Origin of the sequence: Acidithiobacillus sp. M4-SHS-6, from assembly GCF_047421495.1 — a bacterium.
Classification (GTDB): domain Bacteria; phylum Pseudomonadota; class Gammaproteobacteria; order Acidithiobacillales; family Acidithiobacillaceae; genus Acidithiobacillus.
Genome location: NZ_CP175559.1, coordinates 2,330,248 through 2,343,193, shown reverse-complemented (window position 1 = coordinate 2,343,193; position 12,946 = coordinate 2,330,248). Strand labels below are relative to the sequence as shown.

The 12,946-nt window shown below is 56.4% G+C and carries 12 protein-coding genes; 10 read left to right on the top strand and 2 right to left on the bottom strand.

All coding sequences use genetic code 11. The features are described 5' to 3' along the window. Window positions 1–14 precede the first annotated feature (14 nt). The 5 genes from ACJU26_RS12140 to ACJU26_RS12120 are packed head-to-tail and all read left to right on the top strand — an operon-like array spanning window position 15 to window position 5,117. On the top strand, window positions 15–1,928 hold the full coding sequence (locus ACJU26_RS12140; RefSeq protein WP_414039891.1) for an ATP-dependent DNA helicase: 1,914 nt from the start codon (window positions 15–17) through the stop codon (window positions 1,926–1,928). Further along, window positions 1,925–2,599 carry a tRNA (adenosine(37)-N6)-threonylcarbamoyltransferase complex dimerization subunit type 1 TsaB gene (gene tsaB / locus ACJU26_RS12135; RefSeq protein ID WP_414039890.1) on the top strand — a complete coding sequence of 225 codons (675 nt, stop codon included), beginning with the start codon at window positions 1,925–1,927 and terminating at the stop codon, window positions 2,597–2,599. Before ACJU26_RS12140 ends, tsaB begins: the two co-directional genes overlap by 4 nt. Further along, window positions 2,596–3,066 carry a ribosomal protein S18-alanine N-acetyltransferase gene (gene rimI, locus ACJU26_RS12130; protein WP_414039889.1) on the top strand — a complete coding sequence of 157 codons (471 nt, stop codon included), beginning with the start codon at window positions 2,596–2,598 and terminating at the stop codon, window positions 3,064–3,066. The genes tsaB and rimI overlap by 4 nt, the downstream gene beginning before the upstream one ends. 5 nt (window positions 3,067–3,071) lie before the next feature. Further along, window positions 3,072–4,694, top strand: coding sequence for a peptide chain release factor 3 (locus tag ACJU26_RS12125; protein ID WP_414039888.1), 1,623 nt, complete (start codon window positions 3,072–3,074; stop codon window positions 4,692–4,694). A 21-nt stretch (window positions 4,695–4,715) separates the two neighbouring features. Next, on the top strand, window positions 4,716–5,117 hold the full coding sequence (locus ACJU26_RS12120; protein ID WP_414039887.1) for a tetratricopeptide repeat protein: 402 nt from the start codon (window positions 4,716–4,718) through the stop codon (window positions 5,115–5,117). 25 nt (window positions 5,118–5,142) lie between these two features. Here ACJU26_RS12120 and ACJU26_RS12115 read toward each other — a convergent pair whose 3' ends face one another. Continuing rightward, on the bottom strand, window positions 5,143–5,844 hold the full coding sequence (locus ACJU26_RS12115; RefSeq protein WP_414039886.1) for an ATP-binding protein: 702 nt from the start codon (window positions 5,842–5,844) through the stop codon (window positions 5,143–5,145). A 77-nt stretch (window positions 5,845–5,921) separates the two neighbouring features. On the opposite strand from ACJU26_RS12115, the gene ACJU26_RS12110 reads away from it, so the two are divergent. The 5 genes from ACJU26_RS12110 (at window position 5,922) to ACJU26_RS12090 (ending at window position 11,931) form a co-directional block, all read left to right on the top strand. After that, complete coding sequence (locus ACJU26_RS12110; RefSeq protein ID WP_310514671.1) at window positions 5,922–6,611, top strand: heteromeric transposase endonuclease subunit TnsA; 690 nt, start codon at window positions 5,922–5,924, stop codon at window positions 6,609–6,611. Beyond that, entirely contained in the window at window positions 6,604–8,484 is a 1,881-nt protein-coding gene (locus ACJU26_RS12105) for a Mu transposase C-terminal domain-containing protein (RefSeq protein ID WP_310514672.1), read from the top strand. The genes ACJU26_RS12110 and ACJU26_RS12105 overlap by 8 nt, the downstream gene beginning before the upstream one ends. Beyond that, the gene (locus ACJU26_RS12100; protein ID WP_310514673.1) at window positions 8,481–9,368 is read left to right on the top strand and encodes a TniB family NTP-binding protein; all 888 of its coding nucleotides are present in this window, start codon (window positions 8,481–8,483) and stop codon (window positions 9,366–9,368) included. Before ACJU26_RS12105 ends, ACJU26_RS12100 begins: the two co-directional genes overlap by 4 nt. Beyond that, window positions 9,329–10,459 (top strand): TniQ family protein, encoded by a 1,131-nt coding sequence (locus ACJU26_RS12095; protein WP_310514674.1) that lies wholly within the window; start codon window positions 9,329–9,331, stop codon window positions 10,457–10,459. The genes ACJU26_RS12100 and ACJU26_RS12095 overlap by 40 nt, the downstream gene beginning before the upstream one ends. Before the next feature lie 596 nt (window positions 10,460–11,055). Then, window positions 11,056–11,931: a hypothetical protein gene (locus ACJU26_RS12090; RefSeq protein ID WP_374759952.1), complete on the top strand. Its 876-nt coding sequence runs from the start codon at window positions 11,056–11,058 to the stop codon at window positions 11,929–11,931. Window positions 11,932–12,108: 177 nt separating this feature from the next. Here ACJU26_RS12090 and ACJU26_RS12085 read toward each other — a convergent pair whose 3' ends face one another. Next, window positions 12,109–12,378 carry a transposase gene (locus ACJU26_RS12085; protein WP_414041978.1) on the bottom strand — a complete coding sequence of 90 codons (270 nt, stop codon included), beginning with the start codon at window positions 12,376–12,378 and terminating at the stop codon, window positions 12,109–12,111. Window positions 12,379–12,946: the final 568 nt, after the last annotated feature.

The following is a 12,946-nucleotide window of genomic DNA, read 5'->3' as shown; positions in this document are numbered from 1 at the left end:
TTCAGGCGTTGCCAGTGACCATACGAGACTGGTCAGAAAAGCTGGGTCAGAACGGGGCATTGGCGCAACGCCTGCCGCAGTTTCGGGCGCGTGCCCAGCAGCAGGCCATGGCCGCGCAGGTCGCTCAGACTTTGCAGCAAGGCGGGGTGGCCCTGCTGGAAGCCGGCACTGGCACCGGGAAAACCTTTGCCTATTTGTTGCCGGCCATGCTCTGCGGACGCAAGGTGCTGGTTTCCACCGGTAGTAAGGCGTTGCAAGATCAGATTCTGGAAAAAGATATTCCCGTGCTTCTGAAGGTCGTCGGAAAACCGCTGCGCATCAGTCGCCTCAAGGGGCGCTCCAATTATTTGTGCCTGCACCGCCTGCAGCGCTTCAGTAGCGATGGGGTGGCCCCGCTCCTGGCTGCCCCCCTCGCCAGAATGGTGGATTGGGCCGGTCGCACCCGTGAAGGGGATATTGCCGAAGTCGGCGGCATTCCTGAGGACTCGGGAGTCTGGCCGCTGGTGACATCCACCCGGGATAATTGTCTGGGGAGCGACTGTCCCGATTATCAGCGCTGTCATGTGGTGGAAGCGCGGCGTAAGGCCCAGGAGGCGGATTTACTGGTGGTGAATCATCACCTGCTGTTTTCCGATCTGGCCCTCAAGGCCAACGGGATGGGCGATCTGCTGCCCCGGGTGGAGGCGATGATCCTCGATGAGGCCCATCAGGTGCTGGACTTGGCTGGCCGTTATTTTGGCAGGCAGCTCAGTAGCCATCAGCTTTGGGACTGGGCCAGGGACAGCCGCAGTGAAGCTCTCGCAGAAGCACCCGACGATACTCCGCTGCTGCAGGCTGCCGCAGAGCTGGAAAAGGCGACCAGCGCATGGCGCAGCGTCCTGGGCGCGGGAGAGGAGCGTACGTCCTGGGCGCTAACGCCCGGTTCGCCCGCCCAGTCGGTATTCATGCTGGTCTACCAGACCGTCAATACATTGCAGCAACTGCTGCAGCAGGCTTCTGCACGCGGCAAGGGACTGGAGCAATGCGCGGCTCGGGGGGAGGTTTTGCTGGCCAGCGTCGTGTTTTTTCTGCACCATGACGCGGCAGACATGGTTTTCTGGATGGAGAAAAAACCCCGGACGGTACATTTGCACGCGACACCCCTGGATGTGGCTCCGCCCCTGCAAAAATACTTGCTGGAACCCGTTGAGGCAGTGATATTGACCAGCGCCACTCTCCGGGTGGGGGACAGCTTTGCCAATATTGAAAGAGCCCTTGGGCTTTGCGGGGCGCAGACCTTTGCGGCGGCGTCACCTTTTGATTATCCCCGCCAGTCTTTGCTGTATTTACCTTCCGGTCTTCCCGAACCCCATCATCCGGGTTACACGCGGGCCTGTCTGGAGGCGGCCATTCCCGTGATTCAAGCCTGTGGCGGACGTACTTTCATGCTGTTTACCAGTCATCGAGCCCTGCAGGAGGCCGCATCCCATTTACCTCAAAGCCTGGACTTTCCGGTGCTGGCGCAGGGAAGCATGCCCCGTTCCCGCTTGCTGGATCGTTTTCGTAGTTTGGGAAATGCCGTCCTGCTGGGCGCGGCCAGTTTCTGGGAGGGCGTGGATGTGCAGGGCGAAGCCCTGTCCTGCGTCATCATCGACAAGCTGCCTTTTGCCAGTCCCTCCGACCCGATTCTGCGGGCGCGCACCGAGCAATGTCAGGCCGCCGGCGGTGATCCCTTTCGGGAACTGCAGATTCCCCAGGCGGTGATTGCGCTGCGCCAGGGGGTGGGACGGTTGATTCGCTCGGAAAATGATCGTGGCGTCCTGATGTTGTGCGATCCCCGCCTGCGCAGTAAAGGCTATGGCAAGATTTTCCTGGACAGCCTGCCACCCATGCGGCGGGTGACGGACCTGTTTGCCGTGCAACAGTTCTGGCAGGATGCGGCGTCATGAGTATGCCGGTTTTTCTGGCCATGGATACGGCTACCGAGGCTTGCTCAGTGGCGATCAATGGACCAGATGGGCTGATCGAAGAATGTCAGGTGCTGGCCAATGCCCACAGTCAGATTCTTTTACCCATGATCACCCGGATATTGCAGCGCGCCGGTTTGCAACTCATCGATGTGGATGCCATTGCCTGTGGGATAGGGCCTGGCGGTTTCACGGGCGTGCGTATTGGCGTGAGTACCGCCCAGGCTTTGGCGATGGCCCGGGGCTTGCCTGTTTATCCGGTTTCCAGTTTGCAGGCATTGGCGGCAGGCATTGCCCAGCCCCGGGTGCTGACGGCCCTGGATGCCCGTAAAGGCGAAGTGTATGCCGCCGTGTATGTGCAGGGTGCCGACGGCCTACCCGTATTGCAGGGGGCAGAGCGGGTTTGCCCGCCCGGGGCTACAGCCTGGCCAACGGAGGGGTTTTATTGGGGAGTGGGCACAGCCTGGCCCTTGTACCATGCCGGATGGCAACAGGAAAACATTCTGGGATGGACGGAAGATCATTATCCCCAGGCCGCAGCCGTCCTGCGACTAGCCAGTGCCCGGCAGTTGAGGGGGGACACTGGTTGCACGGCAGCTCAGCTGGAGCCTCATTATATCCGGCCTTTTTTGCCGGTGGGCCAGCAAAAATGAACCTGCGTCCCATGCTGGCGAAAGACCTGGATGCGGTAGCAGATCTGGAATCCCGTATTTCTCCGGGACCCTGGACCCGGGGTATATTCCGGGACTGTATCCAGGCCGGATATGATGCCTGGGTCATGGATGACGAAGCCGATGATCTGGCCGCATTTGGGGTGCTCTCTACGGGGGCGGCGGAAGCCCATGTCTTGAATCTCGGGGTGAGCCCGACCCTGCGGCGCCGGGGCTATGGCCGCAAGATGCTCATGCACCTGCTCTGTCGTGCCGGACAGTTGGGGGCGGAGCGCGCCTTTCTGGAGGTGCGGGTTTCCAACGTCGCTGCCCAGCAACTCTATCGTTCCGCCGGATTTCATGAAATTGGGGTACGCTTGAATTATTATCGTAACATCGAAGGTCGCGAGGATGCCTTGATCCTGTCCCTGCCACTGCAGCGCGATATGCATTTTTTCAAAGAAGGTTAAAAATCATGTCCTCTTCCCCCGAAGCGTTGGAATCGACGGCGGATGCATTTATGGATGCCATTCAGCGCCGCCGCACTTTTGCCATTATATCCCACCCCGACGCGGGTAAAACCACCCTGACCGAAAAACTGCTGCTCTTTGGCGGCGCCATTCAGCTCGCGGGCACCGTCAAGTCTCGCAAAAGCAGCCGCCATGCCACCAGCGACTGGATGGCCATCGAAAAAAATCGCGGTATTTCGGTCGCCAGCTCGGTGATGCAGTTTGAATATGCCGATCATGTCATCAATTTGCTGGATACGCCGGGTCACCAGGATTTTTCTGAAGATACCTACCGGGTGCTGACTGCCGTGGATTCGGCCCTGATGGTGATTGACGGCGGTAATGGTGTGGAAGCCCAGACCATCAAGTTGCTGGAAGTTTGCCGCCTGCGCGATACACCCATCATTACCTTCATGAACAAGTTCGACCGGGAAAGCCGGGACCCTACGGAGCTCACGGATGAAGTGGAGTCTGTGCTGGGGATTCAGTGCGCCCCGGTCACCTGGCCCATCGGCATGGGGAAACGTTTCCGGGGCGTTTATCATCTGCTGCGCGATGAAGTGCTGGTATTCGCTCCGGGTGAAGAAACCCGTGATCAGCAACTGGAACGCATCGTCGGTCTGGATAATCCCGAACTGGATCGCCGCTATCCCGAAGAAATGCCGGAATTACGCGAGCAGGTGGAATTGTTGCGCGCTGCATCCCACCCCTTTTGTCTGGAGGGTTTTCTGGAGGGTCGGCAGACCCCGGTATTTTTTGGCTCGGCCATCAATAACTTCGGGGTGCGCGAGTTGCTGGGGGCGTTGATTGACTGGGCACCCTCACCCCGCCCCCGGCCGACCACCGGCCGCATGGTCAGCCCCGAAGAAAAGGCTTTCAGCGGTTTTGTGTTCAAGATCCAGGCGAACATGGACCCCCAGCACCGGGATCGAGTCGCCTTTCTTCGGGTGTGCTCCGGACATTTTCAACGGGGAATGAAAATCCGCCATCTGCGTCTGGGGCGAGATATTCAGGTGCATAATCCCATCACCTTCCTGGCCCAGGAGCGTGAGCTGGTGGAAGATGCCTATGCGGGTGACATCATCGGCTTGCATAATCACGGCAGTATCCAGATCGGGGATAGTTTCAGCCAGGGCGAGGCCTTGCAATTTACCGGGATTCCGTATTTTGCGCCGGAATTGTTCCGCCGGGTGCGCCTGCGCAATCCCCTGAAAGCCAAGCAATTGCAAAAAGGCTTGCAGCAATTGGCGGAAGAGGGCGCCACCCAGGTGTTCAAGCCCTTGCAGGGGGGCGACATGATCCTGGGAGCCATCGGAGTGCTGCAGTTTGAGGTGGTTGCCGAGCGATTGAAAGGCGAATATGCCGTGGAAGCGCTCTTTGATCCCGTCGCTGTCCAGACCGCGCGCTGGATTCATTGTGAGGACCCCAAAATACTCGCAGAATTTACCCGCAAGCATGAAGAACAATTGGCGGAAGATGCCGGTGGACGGCTGGCCTATCTGGCACCGTCCCGGGTGAATCTGGACTTGACCATGGAGCGCTGGCCGCAGGTGGTCTTCCATGCCACTCGGGAACATGCCGATACCTGACAGTTCTGCCAAGGAGTTGAGATGAACCTGGCCAAAATGCTCTTGTTTTTGTCGCTCGTCGCCCTGCCGGCACTGGCTGCGGCAGAGGATATGGAATCTCTGCGCAATCAGGCCGAAACGGACCCCGCCGCCCTGCACCATCTGCAGGATCTGGCCCAGGGCAATAATGCCGAAGCCGCGTTTTATCTGGGGACGCTCTACGCGCCACGCATTACCCGCGAGGAAGTCACCGTCAGCAAAAACTGGCCGGAGGCCCTGCATTGGTATCGGAAGGCCGCACGCCTGGGGTTGGCGCGAGCGGATTTTGACCTCGGCCTCGCTTATGAAAAAGGGTTGGGGGTGCCCAAGAATCCCCAGCGGGCGCAGACCTATTTTGACCGCATGGCTCACATCGCCGAAGCGGAAACAGCCCTGCCCCGATAAATGAGATATCCGTCGATACTGTTGACTATAGTTTCAGGTTCTGCGCCAAGCGCCGATATTGAATGGCCTCGGCCAAATGTTGGGTGTGGATGACGGCACTGGCTTCCAGGTCGGCAATACTGCGGGCGATTCGTAAAATGCGGTGATAGCCACGGGCAGACAGGTGCAGCGAATCCGCAGCACGAGCCAGCAAGCGGACGCCCTCGGGCGGCAAAGCGCAATGCAGGTCTAGGGCCTCGCCCTGAAGCTGGGCGTTTCGCAGCGACTGGCGTTGCCACTGCATATCGATGGCGGCGCTGATCCGCTCCCGCCAATAGGCAGAGCTTTCGCCCTGCGGGGCGTTTTGCAACATCTCTACCGGCAGGACAGGGACCTCCATTTGTATGTCCATACGATCCAGCAAGGGGCCGGACAGGCGGCTGCGGTATTGGGCAATCTGGGCTGGCGTACAGGTGCAAGGCTGGCGAGGATGCCCTAGATTGCCGCAAGGGCAGGGATTCATGGCGGCAATCAGTTGAAAACGAGCCGGAAAGGTACTCTGGCGGGCGGCCCGGGAGATGTGGATTTCACCGGACTCCAGCGGCTCCCGCAACACTTCCAGCACAGTCCGTGAGAACTCGGGCATTTCATCCAGAAAAAGAATGCCATGATGGGCCAGGCTGATTTCTCCGGGACGGGGATGTGAGCCTCTGTGACTTCTACCAATTAATGCTACACTATGAACCATGAAACAACTGCTTACGCCGCTTGATTTACACCAATTGCTGCTACACAATACCACCAATAGCCGCTACAAGGTTCAAGATGAATATCAATAGCTGCAACAAAGTTGATAACCCCTCCAGGCGCAAGATCGGTACGACCCGGCGTAGTGTTTCCGGGCTTTATCCGTTTCGCGGCGTGGGTCCAGTAGACTTCGAGTCTACGTTGGAACGCGACTTTTTGATCCGACTTGAAACGGACGGAACGGTGCTGGATGTGGTTTCGCAACCTGCGACCATCGAGTTTATTGGTTCTAACGGGCAAACCTATCCTTATACGCCTGACTATCTGGTGACTTATCGGGCTTATCCTGGGCCTTACCGCGCTCCTATTCTTGTTGAGGTGAAGCCCACCAGCGAACTGGACGAGCATCTACCCGAATGGAAAGCAAAATTCCGTGCGGCCATGACTTATTGCAAGGAGGGCGGCTACGTATTTCATTTGAGGCATGAACCGCGTATCCGCGACCAACGCTGGAAGAATGCCATGTTTCTGCAGCGGTATCGGCAAATGCAGTTCGTGCCGGAAGAGTCTGAATGGATTATCGGGAATCTGCGTCAAATGGGGACAGCGACGTTCGATCACCTGTTGGCCCGCCACTTTTTTGGAGAAGTGGACCGCGCCATAGGCATTAGCCACCTGTGGCACCTGCTGGCGACTGCACGGATGGAGTGCGACTGGTCACAGCCATTGTCCCACGCCAGCGAACTTTGGGTGCCGGATCATGACTAAGCCGGCCCGACAAACGTTTCTGCCTGCGCCAGGGAAGATGGTGGTGACCTCCGGAAAGATTTATCGCATCACTGAGGTGCTAGATTTGGAAACCGTCATTGGGTTAGATGTGGAGTCTGCCCGGAGTTGCACCCTGCGTATTGCAGACTTGGCGCCTGCAGTGGGTGGCACCGTAATGGTTCGTGATCTGGATACCGTTGCCGACGAAGACTGGAAGACGGCGCAATCCCGATATGCCGCGATACAACCGCTTCTGGACCGATTTGACGTGGGGCGACGTGAAGTAGAGGCCCGAGCTCAAGAGGTGGGAATCAACTTCACCACGCTTTACCGTTGGCTGAAGCTATATCGGGATGCGGGAACTCTTGACGGACTCATGCCGGAGAAAAGAGGGGTCAGGAGAGGCGCCAAGAAAATATCGTTGCATGCGGAACAGATTATTCAGGACGTTATCAATGCGTTGTATCTGACTGTGCAGCGGCCCTCCGTTCAGAAAGTGGTTTTGGAAGCGCGCCGACGGTGCATTGAAGCGCAACTCACTGAGATCCCGCACCCGAACACGATACGCGCCAGGGTTGCTGAGATTAGTGAGCGGGAGACGCTACGCAAACGGGGATATCGTGAGAAGGCCAAGAACAAGTTTATTCCTGTCCCTAGTCAGTTCCCCAACGCGGATTATCCATTGGCTGTTGTGCAGATAGACCACACACCCGCAGACATTATTCTGGTTGACGATATTTATCGCAAACCCATTGGCCGCCCCTATATTACTATGGCAATAGATGTTTTTAGTCGCATGATCGTTGGCTACTATCTGTCCTTTGACGCACCTTCGGTAACCTCTGTGGCAATGTGTGTGGCGCAAGCTATACTTCCCAAAGATGATTGGTTGGTCTTGCATCATGTCGATGCAAAATGGCCGGTGTCTGGTCTGATGACGACCATTCATGTGGATAATGGATCGGATTTTCGCTCGGAAAGCTTCCGTAATTCCTGCATGATGTACAATATTCGGCTTGAATACCGCCCGGTAAAGCAGCCCCGCTATGGTGGTCACATCGAACGTTTATTGGGCACCATGCTGAAAGAGATCCATGATCTACCCGGAACTACGTTCTCGTCGATAAAAGAACGGGACGAATACGACTCCGAGAAGCACGCTACGATGACCAAGTCGGAATTTGAAACATGGCTGGTTACTCTTATTTGCAAGGTGTATCACAAGCGACTCCATTCTTCCATCGGTATGACGCCCGAGAAAAAGTGGGAACTGGGTATCTTCGGGGATAAAGACACCCCGGGCCGTGGAATGCCCGCGTTACCTGCGAATCGTGAGGTATTGTTATATGACTTCTTGCCGATGTTCAAGCGGACTATTCAGGCGGATGGTGTTTCCGTAGATGGGCTGACCTATTATGCGGACGTTATCCGGCAGTGGATCAATGCGGATGACCCGGATACCCCCGGTAAAAAGCGGCAATTCATTTTCCGCCGTGATCCCCGTGATATCAGCGTGATCTGGTTCCATGATCCTGAGTTAAAAATGTATTTTCGCGTCCCATACGCGGATCAGGCGATGCCGAGCATGAGTATCTGGGAGTACCAGCAGGCGGTAAGTCGCGCTCGTCAGCAGGGTATGAAATCTGTGGATGAGGTCATGGTGCTCCAAGCCTTGAATGATCTGCGGCAACAGGTCGATGGCTCGTCGGAAAGGACGAAAAAGGCGCGTCGCCAGCAGCAAAAGCGCAAGGAACACGCGAAAAAGGTATCTCCATCACAGCCGCTGACTTCAAATAGAAGCGTATTGGAGAAAGCGGCCCCTGCCTCGATGTTGCTGGAAGGCGTTGTTAAGCCATTGGATGATATTGCATGATAGACCTCGCTCATATTCATCCGGAATTCCGCCATGTTTTAGGAATGTCGGATAAGGACCGCATGGCATTTCTCGACGAGCCGCGTTGGATTGGTTATGCCCAGGCTAATCGCCTTTTGGATAACTTGCGCGGTTTAATGGAAAAGCCCATGCGCCCACGCATGCCTAATCTGCTGATCGTTGGTGACTCCAATAACGGGAAGACAACGATTATTCGGCGCTTTCAGAAGTTGCATGGAGAGGGCTACGTCAATGAGAATGCCGAACCCGTTAAACCAGTTATTGTAAGCGAAGCGCCGCCCAGCGCAGACGAAAAGGGGTTGTATATAGCGATCCTGGAGCGTTTCTGGACACCGTACCGAGCGACGGACCCGGCTTCTAAGCTGCGCTATCAGGTGGTTCATCTGATGCGAGACTGCCATGTGCGTATCCTGGTAATCGATGAGTTCCACTCTCTCCTGACGGGGACGGTGACCAAGCAACGCGAGGTCATGAACGCCATCAAGCTGCTATGCAACGAATTGGCGATTCCCATCGTCGGCGTGGGCACCAGAGAGGCCGTCCGGGTTTTGCACACGGACCCACAGCATGCCAGCCGCTTTGATGTGGTCACGTTGCCGCCATGGGAATTGAACCCAGAGTTTCAGCAACTGGTAGCGAGTTTTGAACAAGTATTACCGCTTAAAAATCCCTCTTTGTTACATCAAAGCGAGACGGTAAGTCTGCTTTTTGCTATTTCCGAAGGGAATCTGGGTAATCTGCATCGCCTTTTGGTGGCGTGTGCGGTGGAAGCCATTAAAACTGGTACGGAGAAAATCGACAAATCGATCATAGAGGGAAAGCAATGGCTACGGCCTACGCGTGGCATCCGGGAACTGGTATAGATCGCCCGCGTTGGGTGCGTTCTGTACCTCTGCTGCCCGATGAAATTATCTCGTCGTGGCTGGTGCGTGCAGCGCTTGCCCAAGGCTGCGACCCGATGGTGCTTACCGGAGACGTATGGCCAAAGTGGCGCATATGGACGAGAGACGTGGACCGTTTTCTTGATGACGCACCGTTAAATAAGCTGGTCGTCCCTGCGGGAATTCCGCTGTCTTCCTTTCGCGCTGCTACGCTGAAAAGGATCGCTGAGCGTGTCAGTAATGGACCCCTGCCCGACAAGGCCGTGTGGCCGTGGATATTGGCGCTGGGTGCGCGGAATACCAAGAGGCGAAGCGGTCTGCAGTATTGTCCAGCTTGTCTGCGCGATGACCGTATCCCCTATTATCGCCTGCAATGGCGTCTCGCGTGGCATGTGGTTTGTGTGCATCATCATTGTGCTCTGCTGGACCGCTGCCCACATTGTGGGGTGCCCTTAGAGCCACACCGACTGCATGCGAAGGATGGTCATGTGGCGGTCTGCGCGACCTGCAAAGGAGATTTGCGGGATGTGGGCGCTATTACGCCATGTTCGGACGATGTCATGGCGTTCCAGGATGCAGGCGACGAGGCGATTCGTCATGGCAGTGGTCAGTTCATGGCACACCCGACGGAGACCGATGCATGGTTTGCCGGTGCGTCTTTTTTGTCCGCATTATTACGAAGAGCTAATCGTAGCGATGCGGAGGCTTTGCACGCATTTCTGGAGCGGATGGGGGTTGCAGTCCCTGAGTTACCGCTGAATCCCGGCACAGGGGTTGAACTGCTTGGCACAGCGGAACGTCACCTGTTGCTGGGCGCGCTGTGGAAACTGATGCGAACCGACTTGGCCGACGTGTCTAAGCATCTCCAGGAATCCGGTATTACCCGCCAAGGTTTTGTGAGCAAGGGAGAACGGATGCCAGACTTGTTCGCTGAGGTTTTCGCGCAACTGCCTGATAACGCCAGAGGGTACAGAAAGCAGGCAATACGCGAACCTGGCCAACCCCGGCCGCGTCACGAAGTAATGCGCATGTGGCAGCGATTACAGCGCAAGCTGGAGATGTCGCTGCGATGATGGATATGGTGGTGACGCCTTCGGCTGAGGTGATTTGCGACGAATGTGGCAAGCGAGGCAGAAAAATAACGCGGGTTTATCACGGCCATAAGTATTGTTCCACATGCTACGCACGAGAATTTAAGCGCCGACTTTGTCCGAAGTGTGGGAACTACGCACGGTTGCCGCGCAGGGATATGGCTGCTGTGTGTCGTCGCTGTGCGGTGGCCCGGCCCTGCATCCGGTGTGGAAAGACAGACTTCCGAGTGGGACGGGTGACGCGCTCTGGCCCTGTATGTAATTCCTGTGCGAATTATTTTAGGGAGGCTGAGGCCTGTGAGCTTTGTGGCGAGTTGTCGAGAAGGCTAACGCGGGTATCTCGGTTCAATCATAATCTACGGCTTTGCCCAAAATGCGCCCATGCCGATCACGGAAACTGCCATGCCTGCCACCACCATAGACTTTTGGTGGTGACCGACGATGGGCGGCGCTTGTGCAAAGTATGTCTTGATGGCGGAATGATCCTCTGCCATGAATGTGGACAATCTATGCCGGCTGGCAGAGGTGCTCAGTGTGAGTCCTGCTATTGGCGATGCCTCATGAGAACGCGGATATCTATGAATCGGGCAGCTTTTTCTGTGCGGGTTATGGCGGATCATTTTGAGGGATTTGGTGCATGGTTGGCCGTCACTGTCGGGGATAACAAGGCGGCCATTTCCGTGAACCGCTATCTATCCTTTTTTCTGGAGATCGAGAAAGTTTGGGAGGCTATCCCCAACTATAACCGTTTGGTTGCTCACTTTGGCGCTGAAGGGCTACGCAGAGTGCGGCTTCCCATGCGATGGATGCAGGAAGTTGGGTTGGTGGTCAAAGATGTTGCTGTGCAGGCAGAGGATTCCGAGAAACGGCAAATTGCTGGTATGCTAAAAGCGCTGGAAGGCGATCCGGCAGGATTACGGATACTGAAAGGCTACCACGACACACTTTTGGTAGAGGTAAAGGCTGGAAAGCTGAGTTTGCGCTCCGCGCGCCTTGCCATGGTACCTGCGAAAGCCCTGTTGCTGGAGAACCAGAAAATGGGACTGAAGAAGCCAGACCAGAATACGGTGGAAGTTTATTTGGCTAAGGTGCCGGGTCAACGAGCAGCTTTATCGGGTTTTGTGCGATATTTGCGTGAGGTGCATTCGGCGGATGTTGTGGTGCCTAAAGTCAAAGATGGTGCCGCCCAAAAGGTCCGTCAGCGAAAATTAGAGCAGGAAATGCTGGCGATGATGCGTGAAAGTGGGGAGGGAGAGGAATTTCTGCGCCGGTGGGTGTCGGTGGGGTTGGCGTATTTTCATGGATTGCCGAGGAAGGTGGGGCGAGGGGTGGACCTGAAGATGCTGAAGGCTGATGGCGAGGGTGTGGTTTTGTACTTTTCAGGTAAGTCGTACTGGTTGCCCTCGTTCACTGGTATTCCACTCGTCCAGGACCGCCTCCATGCCAGATGCTGAGAGTCGTGGACCCTGGCCGTATCGGCATCCGGTTGCGAACCAGCTTGTGCTTGCGGTCCACGCTCACCGTAACCTTGTGGCCGTGATGGCTTTTCCCGTGCTTCCTGGTCCAACTGGCATCCCGATCCTTCTGCCGCCGTTTGGCCGGACGCCAGTCCGCCGGGACGGCGTTCTGCTCTAGGATCTCTTTATCCCCCTTGGTGAAGTGCTGCTTGGGAGCGGGCACCAAGGCCGCATCATGATTTGCCCCGCGTGGGCTTCCAGACTCTGGGCACGGATCTGTCGATCCAGTTCAGCGAACAGTGCCGCCACATCGTCCGCGTCGACGCGGTTCTCAAAGTTCCAGATGGTCGTGCGGTCCAGAATGTTCGCGGATTGCTCCAGACCACAGAAGTGTTGGAAACTGCGGCGACCCATGAGCTGGAGCTCGGTCTGCTCGTCGGACAGTCGGCGATACAGTCATAGACTTCCTGGCGGCTGGACGCTTGGAAGGATCTGGCCTGGGTACCGTTGGCGAAGGCACGTAGTTGCTCCAGGGTGCTGAGCTTGTCGGTATGTAGAGTCACGATCATCTCCGGATAATCCCAGACTCCAGTCCGCTTTCAAACCCATCTCAGCGTGGAAACACGCTATCCCGTTCAGACTCATGTGTCGTTGGACAAGGCTTTACCTTGACAGGAGATCGTTGTGAGGGATAATGCAAATATGCTCTGTCACACTGCTCCCATCGGACGTTGGCCTACAGGAGAAGCATCGGCGTCGAACGTTCTTTCCTGCCCTAGTTCTGCGAGGAGTTTTGTATTGCGTCAGAGGCTCCCCACCGTAAACAATACTACCCAACTGTTGGAATCTTCCGTCTGGATTTCCAATGATTCTCGCCCCGATATGCCATGTCGCCGGCCATTGATCTGGTTGGAGTGCTGCAATGCTAATGGTCGGAGGCTCACCTTGGACGCTTTCGTTGGTCCAGTATGGGCTGGAAGCGGTGCAGATCAAGCATCGGTAGAAACACAAC